Annotated in this window: 17 protein-coding genes; 4 read left to right on the top strand and 13 right to left on the bottom strand. The window is 72.8% G+C overall.

Annotated features, from left to right (window positions below):
- The first annotated feature begins 156 nt into the window (after positions 1–156).
- Positions 157–1,668 carry an APC family permease gene (locus tag QF034_RS21945; RefSeq protein ID WP_307176568.1) on the top strand — a complete coding sequence of 504 codons (1,512 nt, stop codon included), beginning with the start codon at positions 157–159 and terminating at the stop codon, positions 1,666–1,668.
- A 466-nt stretch (positions 1,669–2,134) separates the two neighbouring features.
- Here the strand turns inward: QF034_RS21945 and QF034_RS21940 are convergent, their stop codons facing one another.
- Positions 2,135–2,632 carry a GbsR/MarR family transcriptional regulator gene (locus tag QF034_RS21940; protein ID WP_307176567.1) on the bottom strand — a complete coding sequence of 166 codons (498 nt, stop codon included), beginning with the start codon at positions 2,630–2,632 and terminating at the stop codon, positions 2,135–2,137.
- Positions 2,633–2,735: 103 nt separating this feature from the next.
- Between QF034_RS21940 and QF034_RS21935 the strand changes: the two genes are divergently transcribed.
- Both QF034_RS21935 and QF034_RS21930 read left to right on the top strand, forming a co-directional pair.
- Positions 2,736–3,632: an ABC transporter ATP-binding protein gene (locus QF034_RS21935; protein ID WP_307176566.1), complete on the top strand. Its 897-nt coding sequence runs from the start codon at positions 2,736–2,738 to the stop codon at positions 3,630–3,632.
- Complete coding sequence (locus QF034_RS21930; protein ID WP_307176565.1) at positions 3,629–5,227, top strand: ABC transporter permease; 1,599 nt, start codon at positions 3,629–3,631, stop codon at positions 5,225–5,227. The genes QF034_RS21935 and QF034_RS21930 overlap by 4 nt, the downstream gene beginning before the upstream one ends.
- A gap of 24 nt (positions 5,228–5,251) precedes the next feature.
- On the opposite strand, the gene QF034_RS21925 is transcribed toward QF034_RS21930, so the two are convergent.
- The gene (locus tag QF034_RS21925; protein WP_307176564.1) at positions 5,252–6,472 is read right to left on the bottom strand and encodes a cytochrome P450; all 1,221 of its coding nucleotides are present in this window, start codon (positions 6,470–6,472) and stop codon (positions 5,252–5,254) included.
- A 105-nt stretch (positions 6,473–6,577) separates the two neighbouring features.
- On the opposite strand from QF034_RS21925, the gene QF034_RS21920 reads away from it, so the two are divergent.
- Positions 6,578–6,955, top strand: a complete 378-nt coding sequence (locus QF034_RS21920; protein WP_307176563.1) for an SH3 domain-containing protein — start codon at positions 6,578–6,580, stop codon at positions 6,953–6,955.
- Between the two features lie 51 nt (positions 6,956–7,006).
- On the opposite strand, the gene QF034_RS21915 is transcribed toward QF034_RS21920, so the two are convergent.
- The 11 genes from QF034_RS21915 to QF034_RS21865 all read right to left on the bottom strand — a co-directional run bounded on the left by QF034_RS21915 (position 7,007) and on the right by QF034_RS21865 (position 18,789).
- Entirely contained in the window at positions 7,007–7,672 is a 666-nt protein-coding gene (locus QF034_RS21915; protein ID WP_307176562.1) for a response regulator, read from the bottom strand.
- On the bottom strand, positions 7,669–9,006 hold the full coding sequence (locus tag QF034_RS21910; RefSeq protein ID WP_307176560.1) for a sensor histidine kinase: 1,338 nt from the start codon (positions 9,004–9,006) through the stop codon (positions 7,669–7,671). The genes QF034_RS21915 and QF034_RS21910 overlap by 4 nt, the downstream gene beginning before the upstream one ends.
- An 89-nt stretch (positions 9,007–9,095) precedes the next feature.
- A complete protein-coding gene (locus QF034_RS21905) occupies positions 9,096–9,779 on the bottom strand; it encodes a response regulator (RefSeq protein WP_307176558.1) in 684 nt (227 codons plus the stop codon).
- Positions 9,776–11,161, bottom strand: a complete 1,386-nt coding sequence (locus tag QF034_RS21900) for a sensor histidine kinase (protein ID WP_370880828.1) — start codon at positions 11,159–11,161, stop codon at positions 9,776–9,778. The genes QF034_RS21905 and QF034_RS21900 overlap by 4 nt, the downstream gene beginning before the upstream one ends.
- Positions 11,154–12,380 carry an acyltransferase family protein gene (locus QF034_RS21895; protein WP_307176556.1) on the bottom strand — a complete coding sequence of 409 codons (1,227 nt, stop codon included), beginning with the start codon at positions 12,378–12,380 and terminating at the stop codon, positions 11,154–11,156. Before QF034_RS21895 ends, QF034_RS21900 begins: the two co-directional genes overlap by 8 nt.
- Positions 12,373–13,374, bottom strand: coding sequence for an alpha/beta hydrolase (locus tag QF034_RS21890; RefSeq protein ID WP_307179946.1), 1,002 nt, complete (start codon positions 13,372–13,374; stop codon positions 12,373–12,375). Before QF034_RS21890 ends, QF034_RS21895 begins: the two co-directional genes overlap by 8 nt.
- 173 nt (positions 13,375–13,547) lie before the next feature.
- Positions 13,548–14,414 (bottom strand): alpha/beta hydrolase, encoded by an 867-nt coding sequence (locus QF034_RS21885; protein WP_307176555.1) that lies wholly within the window; start codon positions 14,412–14,414, stop codon positions 13,548–13,550.
- A 196-nt stretch (positions 14,415–14,610) separates the two neighbouring features.
- Positions 14,611–15,795 (bottom strand): kynureninase, encoded by a 1,185-nt coding sequence (gene kynU, locus QF034_RS21880; RefSeq protein ID WP_307176554.1) that lies wholly within the window; start codon positions 15,793–15,795, stop codon positions 14,611–14,613.
- Entirely contained in the window at positions 15,788–16,618 is an 831-nt protein-coding gene (locus QF034_RS21875; protein ID WP_086565028.1) for a tryptophan 2,3-dioxygenase family protein, read from the bottom strand. The genes kynU and QF034_RS21875 overlap by 8 nt, the downstream gene beginning before the upstream one ends.
- 145 nt (positions 16,619–16,763) lie before the next feature.
- Positions 16,764–17,177 carry a DUF3151 domain-containing protein gene (locus QF034_RS21870; RefSeq protein ID WP_010032064.1) on the bottom strand — a complete coding sequence of 138 codons (414 nt, stop codon included), beginning with the start codon at positions 17,175–17,177 and terminating at the stop codon, positions 16,764–16,766.
- A 145-nt stretch (positions 17,178–17,322) separates the two neighbouring features.
- Positions 17,323–18,789, bottom strand: coding sequence for an MFS transporter (locus QF034_RS21865; RefSeq protein ID WP_307176553.1), 1,467 nt, complete (start codon positions 18,787–18,789; stop codon positions 17,323–17,325).
- Positions 18,790–18,833 lie beyond the last annotated feature (44 nt).

Here is an 18,833-nt window from a genome sequence, read left to right as displayed (position 1 = left end):
ACACGTGCGCGAAGAGTTAACCCAGCCGTTCGCCACGGCGGCCATCTAAAGGTCTGGTTGACAAACATTTAACCGCTCCACCCCCTGGAGTGACTCATACGCCAGACAGCATCGTCACCCAGCAGACAGTGGAACGGTCATGGAAGGGGCCACCCGATGGCAGTGGACGAGGGCGTCGCCCCGGCGGCGGAAACAGACGACTCGGGGACGGTTCACCGGCTCAAGCCCAATGCCGTGGGCCTGCTCGGCGTGGTCTTCATGGCCGTGGCGACCGCCGCGCCGATCACCGCGATGACGGGCAACGTGCCCTTCATGGTGTCGTCCGGCAACGGCGTCGGGGCCCCGGCGGGCTACCTCGTCGCAATGGTCGTCCTGGCAATCTTTGCCGTCGGCTTCACGTCGATGGCGAAGCACATCACCTCGACGGGCGCCTTCTACGGCTTCATCTCCTACGGCCTCGGCCGCACCGTCGGCCTCGCCTCCGGGCTACTGGCCACCTTCGCGTACGTCGTCTTCGAGCCGGCGCTCATCGGCATCTTCTCGACCTTCGCGACGACGACCCTGAAGGACCAGACGGGCCTGCACATCCCCTGGTGGGCCTTCGCGATCCTCATGCTGGCGATCAACGCGGCGGGGACGTGGTTCGGCATCGACGTCGCCGAGAAGCTGCTCGTCGTCCTGCTGGCCACGGAGGTCACCGTCCTCGCCGCGATGGCGATCTCCGTCGCCCTGCACGGCGGTGGCCCGGACGGCTTCACCTTCGACCCGGTCAACCCGGTCAACGCCTTCCACGGGACGTCCGCCGGTCTCGGTCTCTTCTTCGCCTTCTGGTCGTGGGTCGGCTTCGAGTCGACCGCGATGTACGGCGAGGAGTCCCGCGACCCGAAGAAGATCATCCCCAAGGCGACGATGATCAGCGTGCTCGGCGTCGGCGTCTTCTACGTCTTCGTCTCCTGGATGGCCATCACGGGCAACGGCGAGGCGGCGGCCGTGAAGGCGGCCTCGAGCGCCAACCCGCTCGCGCTCTTCTTCAACCCCACCGAGCACTACGTCGGCCACTGGGCGGTCGTCGTCATGCAGTGGCTGATGATCACCGGCTCGCTGGCCTGCGGCATGGCCTTCCACAACTGCGCCGCCCGCTACATGTACGCCCTGGGCCGCGAGGGCGTCCTGCCGTCCCTGAAGCACACCCTCGGCCGCACCCACGCCAAGAACGGCTCCCCGCACATCGCCGGCCTGGTGCAGACGATCGTCACCGCCGTACTGCTCGGCGCGTTCTGGGCCGCGGGCAAGGACCCGTACAGCGGTACGTACGTCCTGCTGGCCATCCTCGGCACCATGGCGATCCTGGTCGTCCAGGCGGTGTGCTCCTTCGCGGTGCTGGCGTACTTCCGCACGAACCACCCCGAGAGCCGACACTGGTTCCGGACGTTCGCCGCTCCCCTCGTCGGTGGTGTCGCGATGCTCGCGGTGGTCGCGCTGCTGGTGTCCAACATGGGCGCGGCGGCAGGCCCGGAGTCCAGCTCCCTGGTGCTGAAGGCCACGCCGTGGATCGTGGCACTGGTCGCACTGAGCGGCATCGGCTACGCGCAGTACCTCAAGCGCCGCGACCCGTCCCGGTACGCGCTGCTCGGGCGGACGGTGCTGGAGGAGACGAAGGAGCGGTAGCCGTACGGGAGGCCCCGATGCGCACGGAGCGCGGACGGGCCAAGCCGTCGACGTTCATCCCGGTTTTCGACGCGACCGCCGAACTCGTCGGGGAGCAGGCGACCATCACCGACCGACAATTTCGCCGGTGGCGTCAACCTGATCCCGGCCGCATCCACCGGCCTGGCGGGTGCTGCACGCGTTGTTCGGCACGAACCCCGGTGACCTCGGCTTCCCGGGGCCAGGGCCAAGCACGACGGCGGACGCTCCTCAAGTACGGCCGTGAACGTGGACCGCAGGACCTTCGTCGCGGACTCGATCGGCGTCGCCGCCGGCCTGGCGGTGGGACCTCGGGAGAACACCGGGATCCCGGATGCCGTCGGCACCGCCCACCTCCTCTGACGAGGCGCCGCTGTACGACTGCATGGTCCGCGAGCTGCGCTGGGCGGTGCGCCCGGCCTGGCGCACCGAGAACCTGGTTTGCGGGTCAGCCCCGGCCGAACATCTTGTCCCGGTGCACGCGCCAGCGTTCCATCATGACCTCGACCTCCGTCTCGACGAACTCGAAGAAGGCAAGGGTCTCCGCGAGCCGGCGGCCCGCCGGGGAGTCCGCGCCCAGGCTGGTGACGCCCTCGCGCAGGGCGTCCTCCCAGCGCTTGATGATCGCGTTGCGGTTGGTGAGCGCCTCGTACCACTGGTCGCTGTGCACCCGGTACCGCTCCCGGCGCGAGCCGGGTTCCCGCTCGCGCGAGACCATGTGCACCTGCGCCAGGTAGCGCACCGCCCCGGAGACGGCCGCAGGGCTGATCTGGAGCTGTTCGCCCAGCTCGGCCGAGGTCAGGGTGCCGGTGTCGGAGGCGAGCAGCGCGGCGAAGACCCGGGCGGGCATCCGGGGCAGGCCTGCCTCGACGAGCTGAGCCGCGAAGTGCTCCACGAACCGCGAGACCGCCTCCGTGTTCCGTCCCGCACCGGCCGCTTCCGTCATGCCTCGATCATCTCCCGTACTCAGACCCCGCCCACGAGCCTACCCGCCATTTCGACGGTTCCTTAACTTCACAAGTTTCTGAAAGAAGCGTACGTTCCGAAGCATGACGAAGGCCATCACCGTCTCCGGACTGCACAAGTCCTTCGGACGGACGCACGCTCTCGACGGGCTCGACCTGGACGTCGCCTCCGGCGAGGTCCACGGCTTCCTCGGCCCCAACGGCTCGGGCAAGTCCACCACCATCCGGGTCCTGCTCGGCCTGCTGCGCGCCGACTCGGGCGCCGCGCAGGTGCTGGGCCGCGACCCCTGGACGGACGCGGTGGAGGTGCACCGCCGGATCGCCTACGTCCCCGGGGACGTGACGCTGTGGCGCAACCTCTCCGGCGGCGAGGTCATCGACCTGTACGGCAGGCTGCGCGGAGGCCTGGACCCTCGGCGCCGCGCGGAGCTGATCGAGCGGTTCGAGCTCGATCCCACCAAGAAGGGCCGCACCTACTCCAAGGGCAACCGGCAGAAGGTCGCCCTGGTCGCCGCGTTCGCCTCGGACGTCGACCTGCTGGTCCTGGACGAGCCGACCTCGGGCCTGGACCCGCTGATGGAGGAGGTCTTCCAGCGCTGTGTGGCCGAGGAGCGCGACCGGGGCCGCACGATCCTGCTCTCCTCCCACATCCTGAGCGAGGTCGAGGAGCTGTGCGACCGGGTGAGCATCATCCGCAAGGGCCGCACGGTCGAGAGCGGTACGCTCGCCGACCTGCGCCACCTGAGCCGCACCAGTGTCGTCGCCGAACTCGCGGGCCCGCCGAACGGGCTCGCGCACCTGCCCGGCGTCCACGACCTCGACGTGCAGGGGCGCCGGGTCCGGCTCCAGGTCGACACCGACGGGCTGGACGCCGTCCTGCGGTCCCTGAGCGAGTCGGGCGTACGGTCGCTGACGTCGACGCCGCCCACGCTGGAGGAACTGTTCCTGCGGCACTACCAGGACGAGGCGGCCGCCCGATGACGACCTTCGCCGTACGGCCCGGCAGCTCACGCAGGCTGGCCGGGACGGGCACGCTGCTGCGGTTCGCCCTGCGCCGCGACCGGCTGATGATGCCGGTGTGGATCGCGGTGAACGCCCTGATGGTCCTCTCCATGCCGAACACCCTGGAGGGCCTCTACGGCACCCCGGCCGAACGCGCCGACCTGATCCGGCAGATGGGGACCAACTCCTCGCTGCGCGCGATGGTCGGCCCGGTCTTCGACGACTCGCTGGGCGCGCTGACGGCCTGGCGGGTCGGCGTCTACGCGGGCGCCCTGGCCGCCGTGATGAGCCTGCTGGTCGTCGTCCGGCACACCCGGGACGAGGAGGAGAGCGGCCGTCAGGAGCTGGTGGCGTCCGGGATGGTGGGCCGCCGGGCCTCCCTCACGGCCGCCCTGCTGGCGGCGGCGGTCGCGAACGGCGTACTGGCGCTGGTGCTCACCGCCGGCCTGGCCGGCCAGGGCGCGGCCGGGGCGCTGGCCCTGGGCCTCGGCATCGCCGGAGTCGGCATGGTCCTCGCCACGACGGCGGCGATCGTCGCCCAGCTGACGGAGAGCGCGCGGCTGGCCCGGGGTCTGACGGCGGCGGTGCTGGGCGCCGCGTTCGTACTGCGTGCGGCGGGTGACTCGGCGACGGACGACGGCTCGTCCGCCTTGACCTGGATGTCGCCGCTGGGCTGGCTGGAGAACCTGCGGCCGTACGCGGACGAGCGCTGGTGGGTGCTGGCGCTGCTCGTCGGGGCGGTCCTCCTCCAGGGCGCGGTCGCGTACGGGCTGGCCGGCCGCCGCGACGTCGGCATGAGCTTCCTGCCCACCCGGCCGGGCCCGGCGTCCGGCCGCCTGGGCAGCGCGGGCGCGCTGGCCTGGCGGTTGCAGCGGGGCAGTGTGCTGGGCTGGAGCGTCGGATTCCTTCTCGCCGGGGTCGTCTACGGCGGCATGACCGAGGGCGCGGCCGACCTCGTCGGCGACAACGACGGCGCCCGGCGGATCTTCGAGCGGATGGGTGGGCGGTCGGGCCTGACGGACACGTTCCTGGCCTCGATGACCGGCATGCTCGGCCTGGTCGCGGCCCTGTACATCGTGGCGTCGGTGCTCCGCCTGCACGGCGAGGAGACCTCCGGCCGGGCGGAACCGGTGCTGGCGAACGCGGTGGGCCGCCTGCGGTGGGCTGCCGGGCACCTGGTGATCGCCTTCGGCGGTTCGGCGCTCCTCATGCTCCTGGCCGGCCTCGGCCTGGCCGCCGGCTACGGCAAGGAGACCGGCCCGATCCTGGGGGCGTGCCTGGTGCAGTTGCCGGCGATCTGGGTGATCGGCGGGGTGGCTGTGCTGCTGTACGGGGTGCTGCCCCGCGCGGCCGCGGCGGCATGGGGCGTGGCAGGGGCGGCCCTGCTGATCGGCTGGGTCGGCCCCGCGCTGGACGTCCCGCAGGCGGTACTGGACATCTCGCCGTTCGGGCATCTGCCGAAGCTGCCCGGAGGATCCATGGAGTGGAGGCCGGTGGTGGTGCTGACCGGACTGGCTGTGGTGCTGGTGGCCGGAGGGCTGGCGGCGTTGCGGAGGCGGGACATGACCACGTGATCGGTCGACGCACTGCTTGAGCTCTTACCCCACCTCGACGGCCAGCCCCTCCAGCCCCCTGATCACGAAGTTCGGTTTCCTCTCCGGCTCGGCGGCCAGGCGCAGCGTCGGCGCCCGCTCCAGCAGCGCCCCCATCGACGCCGCCAGTTCGATGCGGGCCAGGGGTGCGCCGATGCAGTAGTGGATGCCGGCGCTGAAGGAGATGTGGGGGTTGTCCGGGCGGCCCAGGTCCAGTGCGGACGGATTCTCGAACACGGTCGGGTCGTGGTTGGCGGAGCCGAAGAGCAGGGCGACCTCCGCGCCGCGCGGGATCGTCGTGCCGGCGAGTTCGATCTCGTCCAGGACCCAGCGCTCGAAGAGCTGGAGCGGGGTGTCGTAGCGCATCAGTTCCTCGACGGCGGAGGGGATCAGCGAGTGGTCCGCGCGCAGCAGCTCCAGCTGGGCCGGGTTGCGGAACAGGGCGTACCAGCCGTTGACCGTGGCGTTCACCGTGGCCTCGTGGCCGGCGTTGAGGAGGAGGACCGCCGTCGAGATCATCTCCTGCTCCGTGAGACGGTCGCCCTCGTCATGGGCCGCGATCAGGCCCGAGACGAGGTCGTCGCCGGGCTCCTTGCGGCGGGCCGCGATCAGTTCGCGCAGGTAGTCCGAGAACTCCACCGACGCCCGGACCGCCTTCGCCGCCGTCTCCTCGGACGGGTTCAGCTCGTACATCCCGCAGATGTCCGCCGACCAGGGCCGCAGCGGGGCCCGGTCGGACTCCGGGATGCCGAGCATCTCCGCGATCACCGCCACCGGGAGGGGCTCGGCGACGTCCTTCAGCAGGTCGCCGCCGCCCGCTTCGGCCAGGGCCGCGGCGAGCTCGTCCGCGAGGCCCCGCACATACGGCTTCAGCCGCTCCACCGTGCGGGGCGTGAACGCCTTCGACACCAGGCGCCGGATCCGGGTGTGGTCCGGCGGCTCCAGGTCGAGCATCCCGTGGTCGTTGAGCGTGTGGAACGGCTCCTGCTCCGGCGGGGGCGGGGTGCGGCCGAACTCCTCGTGGGTGAACCGGTGCTGGTAGGTCCGGCCCAGGCGCCGGTCGCGCAGCAGCGCCGAGACGTCCGCGTGATGCGGGACGAGCCACTGGTTCGTGGGCGCGTAATAGTGCACCCGGCCCTGGGCGCGCAGCTCGGCGTAGGCGGGGTACGGGTCGGCGAGGAACGCCGGGTCCCACGGGTCGAACGCGAGGTCGAAAGCAGCTGCCATGGACGGACGCTAGCTCCACATCCCCCCGTCTGACCAGGGGCGACCAAGATCGTTAAGCTGGGCGGGCCGCCTGAGCGGCATCTGACTTCTCAAGGAAAGAACGTCATGACACAGCAGCGAGCCAAGCTCCGCACCCGCGTCCCCGCACGTCTGGCCGCCTCGGCCGTACTGGCCCTGTCGCTGACCGCCGGCGCGGTCGCGGCCACCGCCCCGGTCGCCACCGCCGCCGAGATGCCGTGCAAGCCGCGCGTCTACTACTACGTCTACAAGAGCAGCGGCGTGAACTTCCGCACGGGCCCGGGCACCGGCTACAAGTCCAAGGGCATCCTCCACAAGGACGACTGGGGCAAGAAGGTCGGCACCAAGGGCTCCTGGATCAAGCTGAAGCTGGGCCAGAAGTCGAAGAGCGGGCTGGCCAAGGGCACCACCGGCTGGGTCTCCAAGTCGTACGTGAGCGACTGCACGCCGATGCAGCTGGACTGATCCGGCCTGTCGCCCCCGGGCCCTCGGGCCTGCGGGGCGACGTCTCTCCGTCTAGCCGGGCGTCACCAGCCGTGCCTCGTAGGCGAACACCGCCGCCTGCGTCCGGTCCCTGAGCCCCAGCTTCACCAGGATCCGGCTGACATGAGTCTTGATCGTCGACTCGGCGACCACCAGCCGTTCGGCGATCTCCGCATTCGACAGGCCCTGCGCGATGAGGACCAGCACCTCCGTCTCCCGGTCGGTGAGGTCGCCGTACGCCGCCTGCGCGGAGGGCATGAGGCGGGGCGTCTCGGAGAGCTTGGAGAACTCGGTGATCAGGCGCCTGGTCACCGACGGGGCCAGGAGGGCCTCACCGGCGGCCACGACCCGCACCCCGTCGGCGAGCTGGCGGGCCGAGGCGTCCTTGAGGAGGAACCCGGAGGCTCCCGCGCGCAGCGCCTGGTAGACGTACTCGTCGAGATCGAAGGTGGTGAGCACCAGCACCTTCGCCGCGCCGTCGGCGGCGACGATCTCCCGGGTCGCCTCGATGCCGTTCAGCTCGGGCATGCGGATGTCCATCAGCACGACGTCCGGGGCGAGCTCGCGGACCTTCGCGACGGCCTCCCGGCCGTTCACCGCCTCGCCGGCGACCTCGATGTCCGGCATCGCGTTCAGCAGGACGGAGAAGCCCTCGCGCACCATCATCTGGTCGTCCGCGATCAGCACGCGAATGGTCATGCGTCGTCCTCGTCCGGCAGGGCGACCGGCAGGAACACCGCCACCTCGTAACCTCCGTCGTCCGTGGGGCCCGCCGTCATCTCGCCGTTCAGCATCGTCACGCGCTCCCGCATGCCCGTGATGCCGTGCCCGGCGCCGGGCGAGGGCTTGATCAGGCTCAGGTTCGGCGGCGGGCTGTTGACTATGCGCAGGCCCAGGCCGCCGAGCACGTACCCGATCTCGACACGGGCGCTCGCGCCCGGCGCGTGCCGCAGGGTGTTGCTCAGGGCCTCCTGCACGATCCGGTACGCCGACAGCTCCACGCCCTGCGGCAGCTCGCGCACCGCGCCGGTCACCACCTTCTCGACACCCAGACCGGCCTCCCGCACATTGGCCAGCAGCCCCTCCAGGTCGGCGAGCGTGGGCTGCGGGGCGTCCGGGGCCTCGTAGTCCTCGGCGCGGACGACGCCGAGGACCCGGCGCAGCTCGGTCAGGGCCGCCACCGCGTTCTCCCGGATCGTGGCGAAGGCCTTCTCCAGCTCCGGCGGCGGGTTCTCCACCCGGTAGGGCGCGGCCTCCGCCTGGATGGCCACCACCGACATATGGTGGGCGACCACGTCGTGCAGCTCGCGGGCGATCGTCGTGCGCTCCTCCAGCAGCGTGCGGCGGGAGCGCTCGTGCGCGGTGACCGTCTGCTGCGCGGTGACCTCCTGCTCCGCGTGGCGGCGGATGTGCCAGACGGTGACGGCGAGGAGGACGAACGCGGATACGGCCAGCATCGGGCCGGTGTTGGTGCCGTAACGGCCCGCCGAGCCGAAGAGCGTCTCCGCGAGGACGCCGTAGACCGCGGTCAGCGCCCACATCCAGGCGGCCGTGCGCGGCCTGGTGCGCACGGCCACGACCGTCAGCACCGTCAGATGGCAGACGAAGCTGCCCGGCAGCCAGGGCCAGTCGCCCCACGGGTCGCCGAACGGCAGGGCCAGCGGGGTGGCCGCCATGGACGCCCAGAACGCTCCGACCGGCCGGACCATGGTCAGCAGGACCGGGACCACGGCGAGCAGCCCGAGCAGCAACGCGAAGCCCTCGTCGACCGTCGCGCCGACCAGGGCGATCAGGGCGGCCGCGCAGATCACGGCGTGCGGTGTCCAGGTCGCGAAGTCCCGCAGGCGGCCGGGCAGCCTCCTGGTCAGGGGGCCCTCGACGCGCATGCGCGGCAACAGGCGGTAGGCGAAGGCGTCGTGGAACAGGTCCTGCCGCAACCCGCGCAGGGCGTCCACCGCCAGCCGGTACTCCGGGCTGCGAGACTTGGCCTCGTCCCCCGGCGGCATGGTCTGCAGGTGAGTCGTCTCGGTCACGTACAGAACGGTAGGCGCACCCCTGGTCGAGGTCGTCCCCAGTGAGAGGGGTTCCCGGGCCTCCCCCTCAGGTACTACGGGGCCCGGCCTCAGTACCCCGACGGCCGGACCAGCCCCGACTCGTACGCGAACACCGCCGCCTGCGTGCGGTCCCTCAGGCCCAGTTTCACCAGGATCCGGCCCACATGGGTCTTCACCGTCTGCTCGGCGACGAACAGGTGCTTGGAGATCTCCGCGTTCGACAGGCCCTGCGCGATCAGGGTGAGCACCTCCGTCTCCCGCTCGGTCAGGTCACCGATCCGCTCCTTGAGCGGGGCGCGGGGCCGGTCGTCCAGCCGGGAGAACTCGGCGATCAGCTTGCGGGTGATCACCGGGGCGAGCAGCGCGTCACCGGCCGCGATCACCCGGACCGCCTCGGCGAGCTGCTCCGACGAGGCGTCCTTCAGCAGGAACCCGGAGGCTCCGGCGCGCAGCGCGTCGTACACGTACTCGTCGAGGTCGAAGGTGGTGAGCACCAGCACCCTGATGTCCGGGTTCGCGGTCGTGATGCGCGCGGTGGCCTCGATGCCGCCGATCCCGGGCATGCGGATGTCCATCAGGACGACGTCCGGGGCGGTCCCGGCGGCCATCGCGACGCCGTCCTCGCCGTTCTTCGCCTCGCCGACGACCTCTATGCCGGGCTGGGTGCCGAGCAGCACGGTGAAGCCCTGCCGGACCATCGCCTGGTCGTCGACGATGAGAACCCGGATGGGTCGGCCGGCGCTGCTCGTCATGGGGTCCCTCCCCGGGGATCGGTGGTGGTGTCGGTGGAACGGGTGGTGCCCGGGGCGTCGGCGGGCGGCGTGTCCGGGAGGAACGCGGTGACCTTGAAACCGTCCCAGTGCCACGGGTGCGCCGTCATGGTGCCGCCGAGCATCGCGACCCGCTCCCGCATGCCGAGCAGTCCGTGCCCCGCTCCCCTCGACGGGGGTGCGGGCCCGGTCGGCCGGCCGTTGACGACCTCCACCTCCAGGCCGTCCGGCTGATACGTGAGACGGACCGTGGCTCTCGCGCCGGGCGCGTGCCGCAGGACGTTGCTCAGCGCCTCCTGCACGATCCGGTACGCCGACAGCTCCACGCCGGGCGGCAGCGGGCGCCGCTCGCCGTTGATCTCGGTGATGACCTCGCGGCCGGCGGCCCGGGTGTTCTCCACCAGCGCGTCGAGCCGGTCGAGGGTGGGCTGCGGGGCGTGCCCGGCGGTGTCGCCGTCCGGGCCTGCGGGCTCGCCCGGCCCAGGGTGCTCCGAGCGCAGCACGCCCAGCACCCGGCGCAGCTCGGTCAGCGCCTCCAGCGCGTTCTGCCGGATGCCGGCGAGGTTCTCCTTGAGTTCGTCGGGCGGGTTCTCCACGAGGTGCGGGGCGACCTGCGCCTGGATGGAGATGACCGACATGTGGTGGGCCACCACGTCGTGCAGCTCCCGCGCGATGCGGCTGCGCTCCTCCAGCAGGGTGCGCCGGGTGCGCTCCTCGGCGGTGAGCGTGGTCTGCTCGACGAGCTGCGCGCGGGCCTCGCGGCGACCGCGCAGGGCGGTGCCGACGACCACGACGACGGCGAACAGGGAGAGTGAGAGCACGCCGGTGGTGTCGTAGCGCTCCGCGTCCCGCAGGCTCTCCAGCCCGTAGGTGAGCAGCGCGGTCACGGCCAGGGCCGCTGTCGCCGCGCGGGTGGGCACCCGCAGGGCGAGCAGCAGCAGCACGAACATCTCGGCGATGATGCCGGCCGCGGTCCAGGGCCAGGTGTAGGTCTCCGGGTCGAAACCGAGCCGGCCGCGCACCGCCACGGCTCCGACGACGAAGCCGCCCATGGACAGCCACCACGCCGGCACCGGCCGCCACAGTCCCAGGACCATGGCGCCGCCCTGCCCGGCCGCGACCAGGAAGGCCAGGCCGGAGCCGAGATGGCCGTTGTCGTTCATGTCGCCGGTGCCGCCGACCGTGACACCGAACGCCGCCAGGCACACCAGTCCGTGGGGCAGCCAGCGCAGCCAGGTGGAGGGCGGCAGCGGATCCGCCCGGAGGGTCCACAGGTCCTCGCGCAGCACGCGCAGCCAGCCCGTGACGCGCGCTCGCAGCGCGCGGCCCACCCCCGTGTCCCTCATCCGGCCCAGCCTAGACATCACGGGCCGCCGCCGCTGTCCCCCGGTCGGACGGACGGTGCGCCCGCACCACCCGCGACCGCCCGTCCCGGCCGGCGCCCCGCTGGAAGGACCGGAAGGCGGCCCAGCAGACCGCGAGGGCCAGCGCGAACACCGGCAGCCAGAGCAGTCGGGCCCCGACCCAGGCGAGGCTGTCCGGCGGCGTGTGCAGGCCGGGGAGCCGGCCCGCGAGGAGGCCGGTGGCCGTCGTGGCCATCAGGGCCGTCTGGTGCCACAGGAAGACGGTCATCGCGAAGAGGTTGACGAGGGCCACCGCCGCCCACGCCACGGGCCGGCGCGTCGCCCGCCGCAGCCGCTCGCGCAGCAGCAGCGCGAGACCGCACTGGGCCAGCCCGAAGGTGACGACGGCCAGCGTCGGCGGGTCCAGGTTGGACATGCCCCCACCCGGGACGCCGACCATCGACGCCGGATAGCCCGCCCACGCGACGAGCCCCGCGGTCACCACGGCACCGCCGGCGAGCAGGATCCAGCCCGCGCGGCGGCGCTCCAGCTCGCCCCGGGTCCAGGCCGCGCCCAGCGTGAAGGGCACCAGCCAGCCCGCGGCCACGTTCACCCAGCCCAGCCAGGAGGGGCCGCCGAGGCCGAAGCGCAGCAGGTCCACGTGGAGTACGACGGCCAGCGGCCACAGCGGGTTGAGCCGGGTCAGCAGCGGGGTCGCTGCCGTCAGGGCCGCGAACACCACCAGGAACCACAGCGGGGACAGGGCCAGTTTCACCAGCGTCCGGACCGTCCCGAACTCGGCGCCCGACAGCAGCAGGGCGAGCGCGGCGACCGTCCACAGGCCGAGGACGGCCGCGACGGGTGCGAACAGCCGGGTCAGCCGGGCCGTCAGCCAGCGGTGGTACGGGATGCCGCGGGCCCGGGCCGAGGCCAGGCTGCGCGTGGCGACATGCCCGCCGACCAGGAAGAACACGGCGAGCGTCTGGAACAGCCAGGAGACGGGTGTCAGCCAGGGCATGTGCTGGAGAGGGCTCGCCGTGCGCAGGGTGCCGCTGCCGGCGACCAGGGCCGTGACCAGCCAGTGCCCGAGGACGACACCGAGGACCGCGGCGGCACGCAGGGCGTCCACGGCCCGGTCGCGGTCGGCGGGGGTGGCGGCACCGACGCGGTCGGCGCCGCGGCGCACCGCGTGCCGGACACCTCGTACTCCGTGCACTTCGCGGACTCCGACGTCAGTCATGGGTCACCGCCTTGGTCTCGCCCAGGACGATCCGGGCCAGGTTGGTCAGGGAGGTCGAGCCGGGGCTGAAGTAGTCGCTGTGGCCGCCGTCGCCCGCCGTGAAGACCCGGGCGCCGAAGGCCGGGGAGACGGGGTCGGTGCCGAAGCCGACGGTGGTGCCGAACAGGTCCGCGCTGACGTGCGGGACGTTCTCCACCCAGTCGTCGCCGCCGCGGGCCGCCCAGACGCGGGCGCGGGTGTGCAGGGCGGCCGCGGAGTCCGCGCCGGTGCCGGGACTGCCGACGAGCGCGATGTCGTCGACGGCGAGCCCGGCGGCGGCCCGGCCGCAGACGACCGAACCGTAGGAGTGGCACAGCAGCGAGACGCGCGGTCCGCCGCCCGCTATGGCGCGCAGGTCGGCGACGAGCGCGCGCAGCCGCGGAGCCGCCTGCTCCGCCCTGCCGGTCGTCGTGACCGTCGCGCTGACCGTGCCCGGCGTCTCGTAGCCCAGCCAGGCCACGACCGCCGTGCGCGTGCCCGCGGGGGCCTGCCGCGCGAGCTGTCCGTACAGGGCGGCGGCTGCCGCGTGGAACCGGCCGTAGGTGTCCAGGCTCGTGTCGGAGCCGGGGACCAGGACGGCGATGCGGTCGGCGCGGGCGAGGTCGCCCAGGACCTCCGTCACCCGGCCGGAGCCGCGGCCGTCGAAACGGAGGAGATGCCGGGCCGGGGCGGCCAGCTGACGGTCCGTCGCGGCCCGGTCCCGGTCGTGGTGGGCGGCGGCCAGCCGGGCCGCTTCGGCGGCGTTGGCGCGGTTGGCCGCGTACGCCTCGTCGAGCGTCGACGCGCTGAGAGGTGCGAGGGACGCGGGGACGGGCGCAGGGATCTCCGGGCGTCCCGCCGCGGAGAGAGGGAACACCACCGCACCCGCGATGAGGGCGGCGAGCGCGGCACGACGCCATCGGTGGCCGCGGCGCCGAACGCCCTCACCGAAGCGGTACTTCGCCGCCCACCCCATGGTCGTCCCCTCCCGCGCACCCGGCCATCGGGTCTGCATGGAAGGGAAGTTACGGATGGGGGCCCGTCGTCCGCGTCACACCGCGGAGCTCACCTGCGGCCTGGCTCTCAGGTACTACGGGTACGACCCAAGGGTCCGACCAAGAAGTCCGCTCACCAGGCCGATCGGGCGATTCACCAGGCCAGTTGGGCGATCTCCTCCACGACCACCGCGCAGGCGTCCGCCGCCGGGTCGATGAGCGGGAAGTGCCCCACGTCCTCCAGCAGCGTCACTCCCACCATCTCCCCGGCCTTCGCCGCCGCGTCCGCGTACGACTCGGCGACCGCCTGCGGCACGTCGAGGTCCGCGCGGCCCTGGACGAGGGTCGTGGCGATGCCGGTGGGCAGCAGCAGCGCCGGGTCCGCGAAGGGCTGCCGCTCGGCGAAGTGCTCGTCCCCGCCCAGCAGTTGCCGTACGGCACCGCCGCACGCGTCGAGCTTGTCGGCGACCGCGAAGTCCGCGATCGGGGCGAGCGCGACCACACCGCGCAGGGCCGCCGGGCTGTCGCTGTGCCAGGGCGAGCCGGCCGGCAGGACGTGCCGGGACGCGGCCCACAGGGCGAGGTGCCCGCCCGCCGAGTGACCGGTGAGGACCGTACGGCGCGGGTCGGCCTGCGGCAGCAGCTCCTTCACGAGCGCCGGAAGGGCGTCCAGCGCCGCCGCGACGTCGTCGAGGGTGTCGGGCCAGCGCCCCGCGACGGAGTCGCCGTCACCACCGCGCCGGTACTCGGCACTGGCCACGGCGAACCCGCGCCGGGCGAGGAAGTCCGCGAACGGGCTGATGTGACGCCGGTCGTACGGCGCCCGCCAGGCGCCGCCGTGCAGCACGAGGACGACCGGGGCGGGCCCGCCCGGGCCGGCCTCCGAGCGCGGGGCGTAGAAGTCGATCACCTGGTCGGGGTGGTCGCCGTAGGCGGCGGTGGCGTCGGGGGCGACGGGCGCGTGGGAGAACGCCGACTTCTCCTCGGCGGCGGCCCGTGCTGCTGCGACGTCGTCCGTCATGCTCCAACCTCTCAGCGATCCAACGTAGATGGCGGACCAGGCGGGGGTCCGGCCGTTGGCCGGGACGGTATCAGGCGCGTGACATGCGCGGACACGGGGATGTCACGCTGGGTGAGGCTCAAGGGGTTCTGCCGTTCCGGCGCGACGGGCCGTCGACGGGGCCGGGTCCGGGCAGCGGATCCGGCCCCGTCGGCGCTCACCCCAGCGTCTGCGCCAGCACCCGCGCCGCCCGCTCCACGTCGGCGAAGCCCACGTACAGCGGTGTGAAGCCGAAGCGCAGCACGTCCGGCGCCCGGAAGTCGCCGACCACCCCCCGCTCGACGAGCCGTTTCATCACGTCACCGGCGTCGTCGCAGCGCAGCGCGATCTGGCTGCCCCGCTCCGCGTGCGGCACCGGCGTCAGGCACTCGACCCTGCCCTCGGGCACGTACGCGGCCACGCACTCCAGGAAGAAGTCCGTCAGCGCGAGCGACTTGGCCCGCACCGCCTCGACCGGCACCCCGTCCCACACCTCCAGGGCCGCCTCCAGGGCGAGCATGGAGAGGATGTCCGGCGTGCCGACCCGGCCGCGCAGGGCGCCGGGGGCCGGCTCGTACCCGCCGCGCATCCCGAACGGCTCGGCGTGGGAGTTCCAGCCGGGCAGTGGGGAGTCGAAGCGGTCCTGGAGCTCCCGGCGCACGTACAGGTACGCCGGTGAACCCGGCCCGCCGTTCAGGTACTTGTAGGTGCAGCCGACCGCGAGGTCCACGCCGTGCTCGTCCAGCCCCACGGGCAGCGCGCCCGCGCTGTGGCACAGGTCCCAGACGGCGTACGCGCCCGCCTCGTGCACGGCGGCCGTCAGCGCCGGCAGGTCGTGCAGCCGGCCGGTGCGGTAGTCGACGTGGTTGAGCAGGACGGCGGCGGTCCGGCCGCCCAGCGCGCCCGGCACGTCCGCCGGTGCCACCGGCCGCAGCGTGCGGCCGGTCATCCGGGCGGCGGACTCGGCGATGTACCCGTCGGTCGGGAAGGTCGTGGCGTCGACGAGGATCTCGTCGCGGCCCTCCCCGGCCATCCGCACGGCCCCCACAAGGGCCTTGAAGACATTGACACTGGTCGAGTCGCCCACCACGATCTGTCCCGGCGCCGCCCCGACCAGCGGGGCGATCCGGTCACCGATCCGCTCGGGCGCGGTCCACCAGCCGCTCTCCTCCCAGGACCGGATGCGCAGCTCGCCCCACTGGCGGCGTACGACGTCCTCGACCCGCCCGGGGACGACGGCCGGCAGCGCGCCGAGCGAGTTGCCGTCGAGGTAGACAACATCGTCGAGAACGAACCCGTCCCGCTTGCCGCGCAGCTCGTCGGCGGCGTCCAGCTTCTCCGCGCGCATCACCAGTTCAGACATAGGAGCGCGCCGTCCACAGCTCGGGGAACACGTGCTTCTGCGCCCGCTTCTCCAGCCAGGCCACTCCGGCGGAGCCGCCCGTGCCGGTCTTGGCGCCCATCGCGCGGCGGGTGGCGACGAGGTGGTCGTTGCGCCAGCGCCACACCAGCTCGGCGACATCCGTCAACGCCTCGCCGAGCCGGGCGAGTTCGCCGCTCTCGTCACCCGAGTAGACGGCCGTCCAGGCCGCCTCCACCTCGGGGGACGGCTCGTAGCGCAGCGACACGTCACGCCCCAGCACGGCCTGGGGGATGTCGTACCCGCGCCGCGCGAGCAGCCGCACGACCTCGTCGTACAGGCTCGGCTCGTGCAGCGCCTTCTCCAGCTCGGCGTGTACGCGGGGCGCGCCCCGGTGCGGGACCAGCATGGACGCGGACTTGTCGCCGAGCAGGAACTCCATCCGCCGGTACATCGCCGACTGGAATCCGGAGCCCTCGCCGAGGGCGGACCGGTACGAGTTGAACTGGGCGGGCGTGAGCTGGCCGAGCGGCTTCCAGGAGGCGTTGAGCGCCTCCAGCTCGCGCACGGACCTCTTCAGCGCGGCGGTCGCGGTGGGGACGTCGTCGCGGCGCAGCGCGTGTGCCGCCGTCTCCCACTCGTGGACGATGACGGTGAACCACAGCTCCATCACCTGGGTCGTGACCAGGAAGACCATCTCTCCGGGGTCGTCGGAGAGGGTGTGCTGGAGGTGGGTGAGCACGTCGGCCTTGACGTAGTCCTCGTACGGCGTCGTGCCGTGGAAATCGAGATGCGGGGTCTCGGGCTCGTGAGCCTCGTGGGACATCGCTGTCTCCTGCTTTGTAACTCCGGGTAGCGGTCCGCCCCTGCCGATGCCGGCACGGGGGCCCCGGTCCCCACGGGCATACTCCGCAATCGTGCCCCAAGACCGCAAGGCCCGCCCGCTCGGCGGACGGGCCCAGGGGGTGTCGTCAGCCCAGGACCTGCGCCGCCTCCGGCGAGGAGTCCTTCAGGAACTGGGAGCAGCGCTCGTACTCCTCCTGCTCGCCGATCGCCTGTGCGGCACGGGCGAGGGCGTGCAGGGCACGCAGGAAGCCGCGGTTCGGCTCGTGCTCCCAGGGGACCGGGCCGTGGCCCTTCCAGCCGTTGCGGCGCAGCGCGTCCAGGCCGCGGTGGTAGCCCGTACGGGCGTACGCGTACGACTCGACGGTCGCGCCCCGCTCGAACGCTTCGTCGGCGAGCTGCGCCCAGGCGAGCGAGGAGGTGGGGTGCGCGGCGGCGACGTCGACCGGCGCGGTACCCGACGCGAGCATTTCCCGTGGCCCGGGGTCGTCGGGGAGATGGGTCGGGGGCGGGCCCCCGAGGAGGTTCTCGTGAATGGACATGGGGTCAAGTCTGCCGCACGTGAGCTGCGGGCAGTCGCGACCAAGCTGCGGGCAGTCGTGCCGCTTGGGGCGGCACGGGTGGGCGCAGCGGCACCCCGCAACGCCGGGCTGCGCAACACCCCGGCGCGAGCACAAACTCCCCCTGCTACGACAACCGCTTCCGCACCGGCTCCCCCTCCAGCGGCGGTGCCGTCACACCCCCGTGCCTCAGACACTCCGGCCGCTTGCAGCCCGGCGGCGGCCTCCGTACCACTGCGGCCGCGATGACGGCCCCCACCACCAGGGCCCCCGCACACCACGCCATCGCCTTCCCGAAGGCGACGTCGAACGCCCCCGGCTCCCGGTACGCCTCCTCCCCCATCCCCGCCAGCAACGGCAGCGCCGCCACCGCCACCAGCCCCGCCGCCCGGGCCGCCGCGTTGTTGATCCCGCTGGCCAGCCCCGCCCGGGCCACGTCCACCGACCCCAGCACGGTCGCCGTCAGCGGCGCCACCAGCGTGACCATGCCCAGCCCGAGCACCATCAGCGCCGGCAGCACATCGGCCACGTACGACGCCCCCGGCCCGACCCGCAGCATCAGGAGCATCCCGGCCGCGCACAGCAGCGGCCCCACCGTCAGCGGGATCCGCGGTCCGATCCGGTCGGCCAGTTCCCCGGACCGAGCGGACAGCAGCAGCATCAGCACGGTCGTCGGCAGCAACGCCGTACCGGCCGCGAGGGCCGAGTAGCCCACCACCACCTGGAGCTGGAGGGCGGCGAGGAAGAAGAACCCGCCGAGGGCCGCGTACACGCACAGCGTGACGAGGTTGACGGCCGTGAACTGGCGGGACGCGAAGATGTCGGTCGGCATCATCGGATCGGGCCGGCGCCGCTCGACGACCACGAACGCGACGGCCGCGGCCAGCCCGGCCACCGCCGAGACCGCCACCACCGCACCGCCCCCACCGGCCTCGATCAGCGCGTACGTCACCAGCGCGAGCGCCAGCGCCCCCAGCACGGCCCCGAGCACGTCGAACCGCCCGTGCACCCGCTGGTCCCCCGACTCGGGCACGTGCCGCAGCGCCACGGGCGCGCACAGCAGGGCCAGCGGCACGTTCAGCAGGAACACCCACCGCCAGCCCGGCCCGTCCACCAGCCAGCCGCCGACGAAGGGCCCGACCGCCGCCCCGATCCCGCCGAAGCCGGACCACAGGCCCACCGCGCGGCCCCGGTCGTCGGGGTGGAAGGACGCCTGGATCAACGCCAGCGACCCCGGCGTGAGCAGGGCGCCGCCCACCCCTTGCAGGGCACGCGCGGCGATCAGCACCCCGGCGTTCGGCGCGATCCCGCACAGCAGGGACGCCACCGCGAACCACACCACACCGACGACGAACACCTTCCGGCGCCCGAACCGGTCGCCCAGCGCCCCGCCCAGCAGGATCAGCCCGGCCAGCGTGACCATGTACGCGTTGACGGTCCACTGCAGGGCCGCCAGGTCCGCGTCGAGGTCACGGCCGATGCGGGGCAGCGCGATATTGACCACGGTGGAGTCCAGCAGAGCCATGCTGGAGCCGAGGACGGTGGTGAGCAGGATCCACCGGCCCTGGGGCGAGGCGAGCCGCACATCGGGCATGCAGGGAGCATACGGAAGAGCCCGGCACCAGGAGAGGCGCCGGG

The organism is Streptomyces africanus (genome assembly GCF_030816955.1).
Taxonomy (GTDB): domain Bacteria; phylum Actinomycetota; class Actinomycetes; order Streptomycetales; family Streptomycetaceae; genus Streptomyces; species Streptomyces africanus.
The sequence above is the reverse complement of the archived record's forward strand: the minus strand, read 5'-3'. Positions and strand labels throughout refer to the sequence as shown.

Bases quoted from the DNA above. Each gene is read 5' to 3' on its own strand.
- QF034_RS21945 (WP_307176568.1), top strand. From the start codon at position 157: ATGGCAGTGGACGAGGGCGTCGCCCCGGCGGCGGAAACAGACGACTCG.
- QF034_RS21940 (WP_307176567.1), bottom strand. From the start codon at position 2,632: ATGACGGAAGCGGCCGGTGCGGGACGGAACACGGAGGCGGTCTCGCGG.
- QF034_RS21935 (WP_307176566.1), top strand. From the start codon at position 2,736: ATGACGAAGGCCATCACCGTCTCCGGACTGCACAAGTCCTTCGGACGG.
- QF034_RS21930 (WP_307176565.1), top strand. From the start codon at position 3,629: ATGACGACCTTCGCCGTACGGCCCGGCAGCTCACGCAGGCTGGCCGGG.
- QF034_RS21925 (WP_307176564.1), bottom strand. From the start codon at position 6,472: ATGGCAGCTGCTTTCGACCTCGCGTTCGACCCGTGGGACCCGGCGTTC.
- QF034_RS21920 (WP_307176563.1), top strand. From the start codon at position 6,578: ATGACACAGCAGCGAGCCAAGCTCCGCACCCGCGTCCCCGCACGTCTG.
- QF034_RS21915 (WP_307176562.1), bottom strand. From the start codon at position 7,672: ATGACCATTCGCGTGCTGATCGCGGACGACCAGATGATGGTGCGCGAG.
- QF034_RS21905 (WP_307176558.1), bottom strand. From the start codon at position 9,779: ATGACGAGCAGCGCCGGCCGACCCATCCGGGTTCTCATCGTCGACGAC.
- QF034_RS21900 (WP_370880828.1), bottom strand. From the start codon at position 11,161: ATGTCTAGGCTGGGCCGGATGAGGGACACGGGGGTGGGCCGCGCGCTG.
- QF034_RS21895 (WP_307176556.1), bottom strand. From the start codon at position 12,380: ATGACTGACGTCGGAGTCCGCGAAGTGCACGGAGTACGAGGTGTCCGG.
- QF034_RS21890 (WP_307179946.1), bottom strand. From the start codon at position 13,374: ATGGGGTGGGCGGCGAAGTACCGCTTCGGTGAGGGCGTTCGGCGCCGC.
- QF034_RS21885 (WP_307176555.1), bottom strand. From the start codon at position 14,414: ATGACGGACGACGTCGCAGCAGCACGGGCCGCCGCCGAGGAGAAGTCG.
- kynU (WP_307176554.1), bottom strand. From the start codon at position 15,795: ATGTCTGAACTGGTGATGCGCGCGGAGAAGCTGGACGCCGCCGACGAG.
- QF034_RS21875 (WP_086565028.1), bottom strand. From the start codon at position 16,618: ATGTCCCACGAGGCTCACGAGCCCGAGACCCCGCATCTCGATTTCCAC.
- QF034_RS21870 (WP_010032064.1), bottom strand. From the start codon at position 17,177: ATGTCCATTCACGAGAACCTCCTCGGGGGCCCGCCCCCGACCCATCTC.
- QF034_RS21865 (WP_307176553.1), bottom strand. From the start codon at position 18,789: ATGCCCGATGTGCGGCTCGCCTCGCCCCAGGGCCGGTGGATCCTGCTC.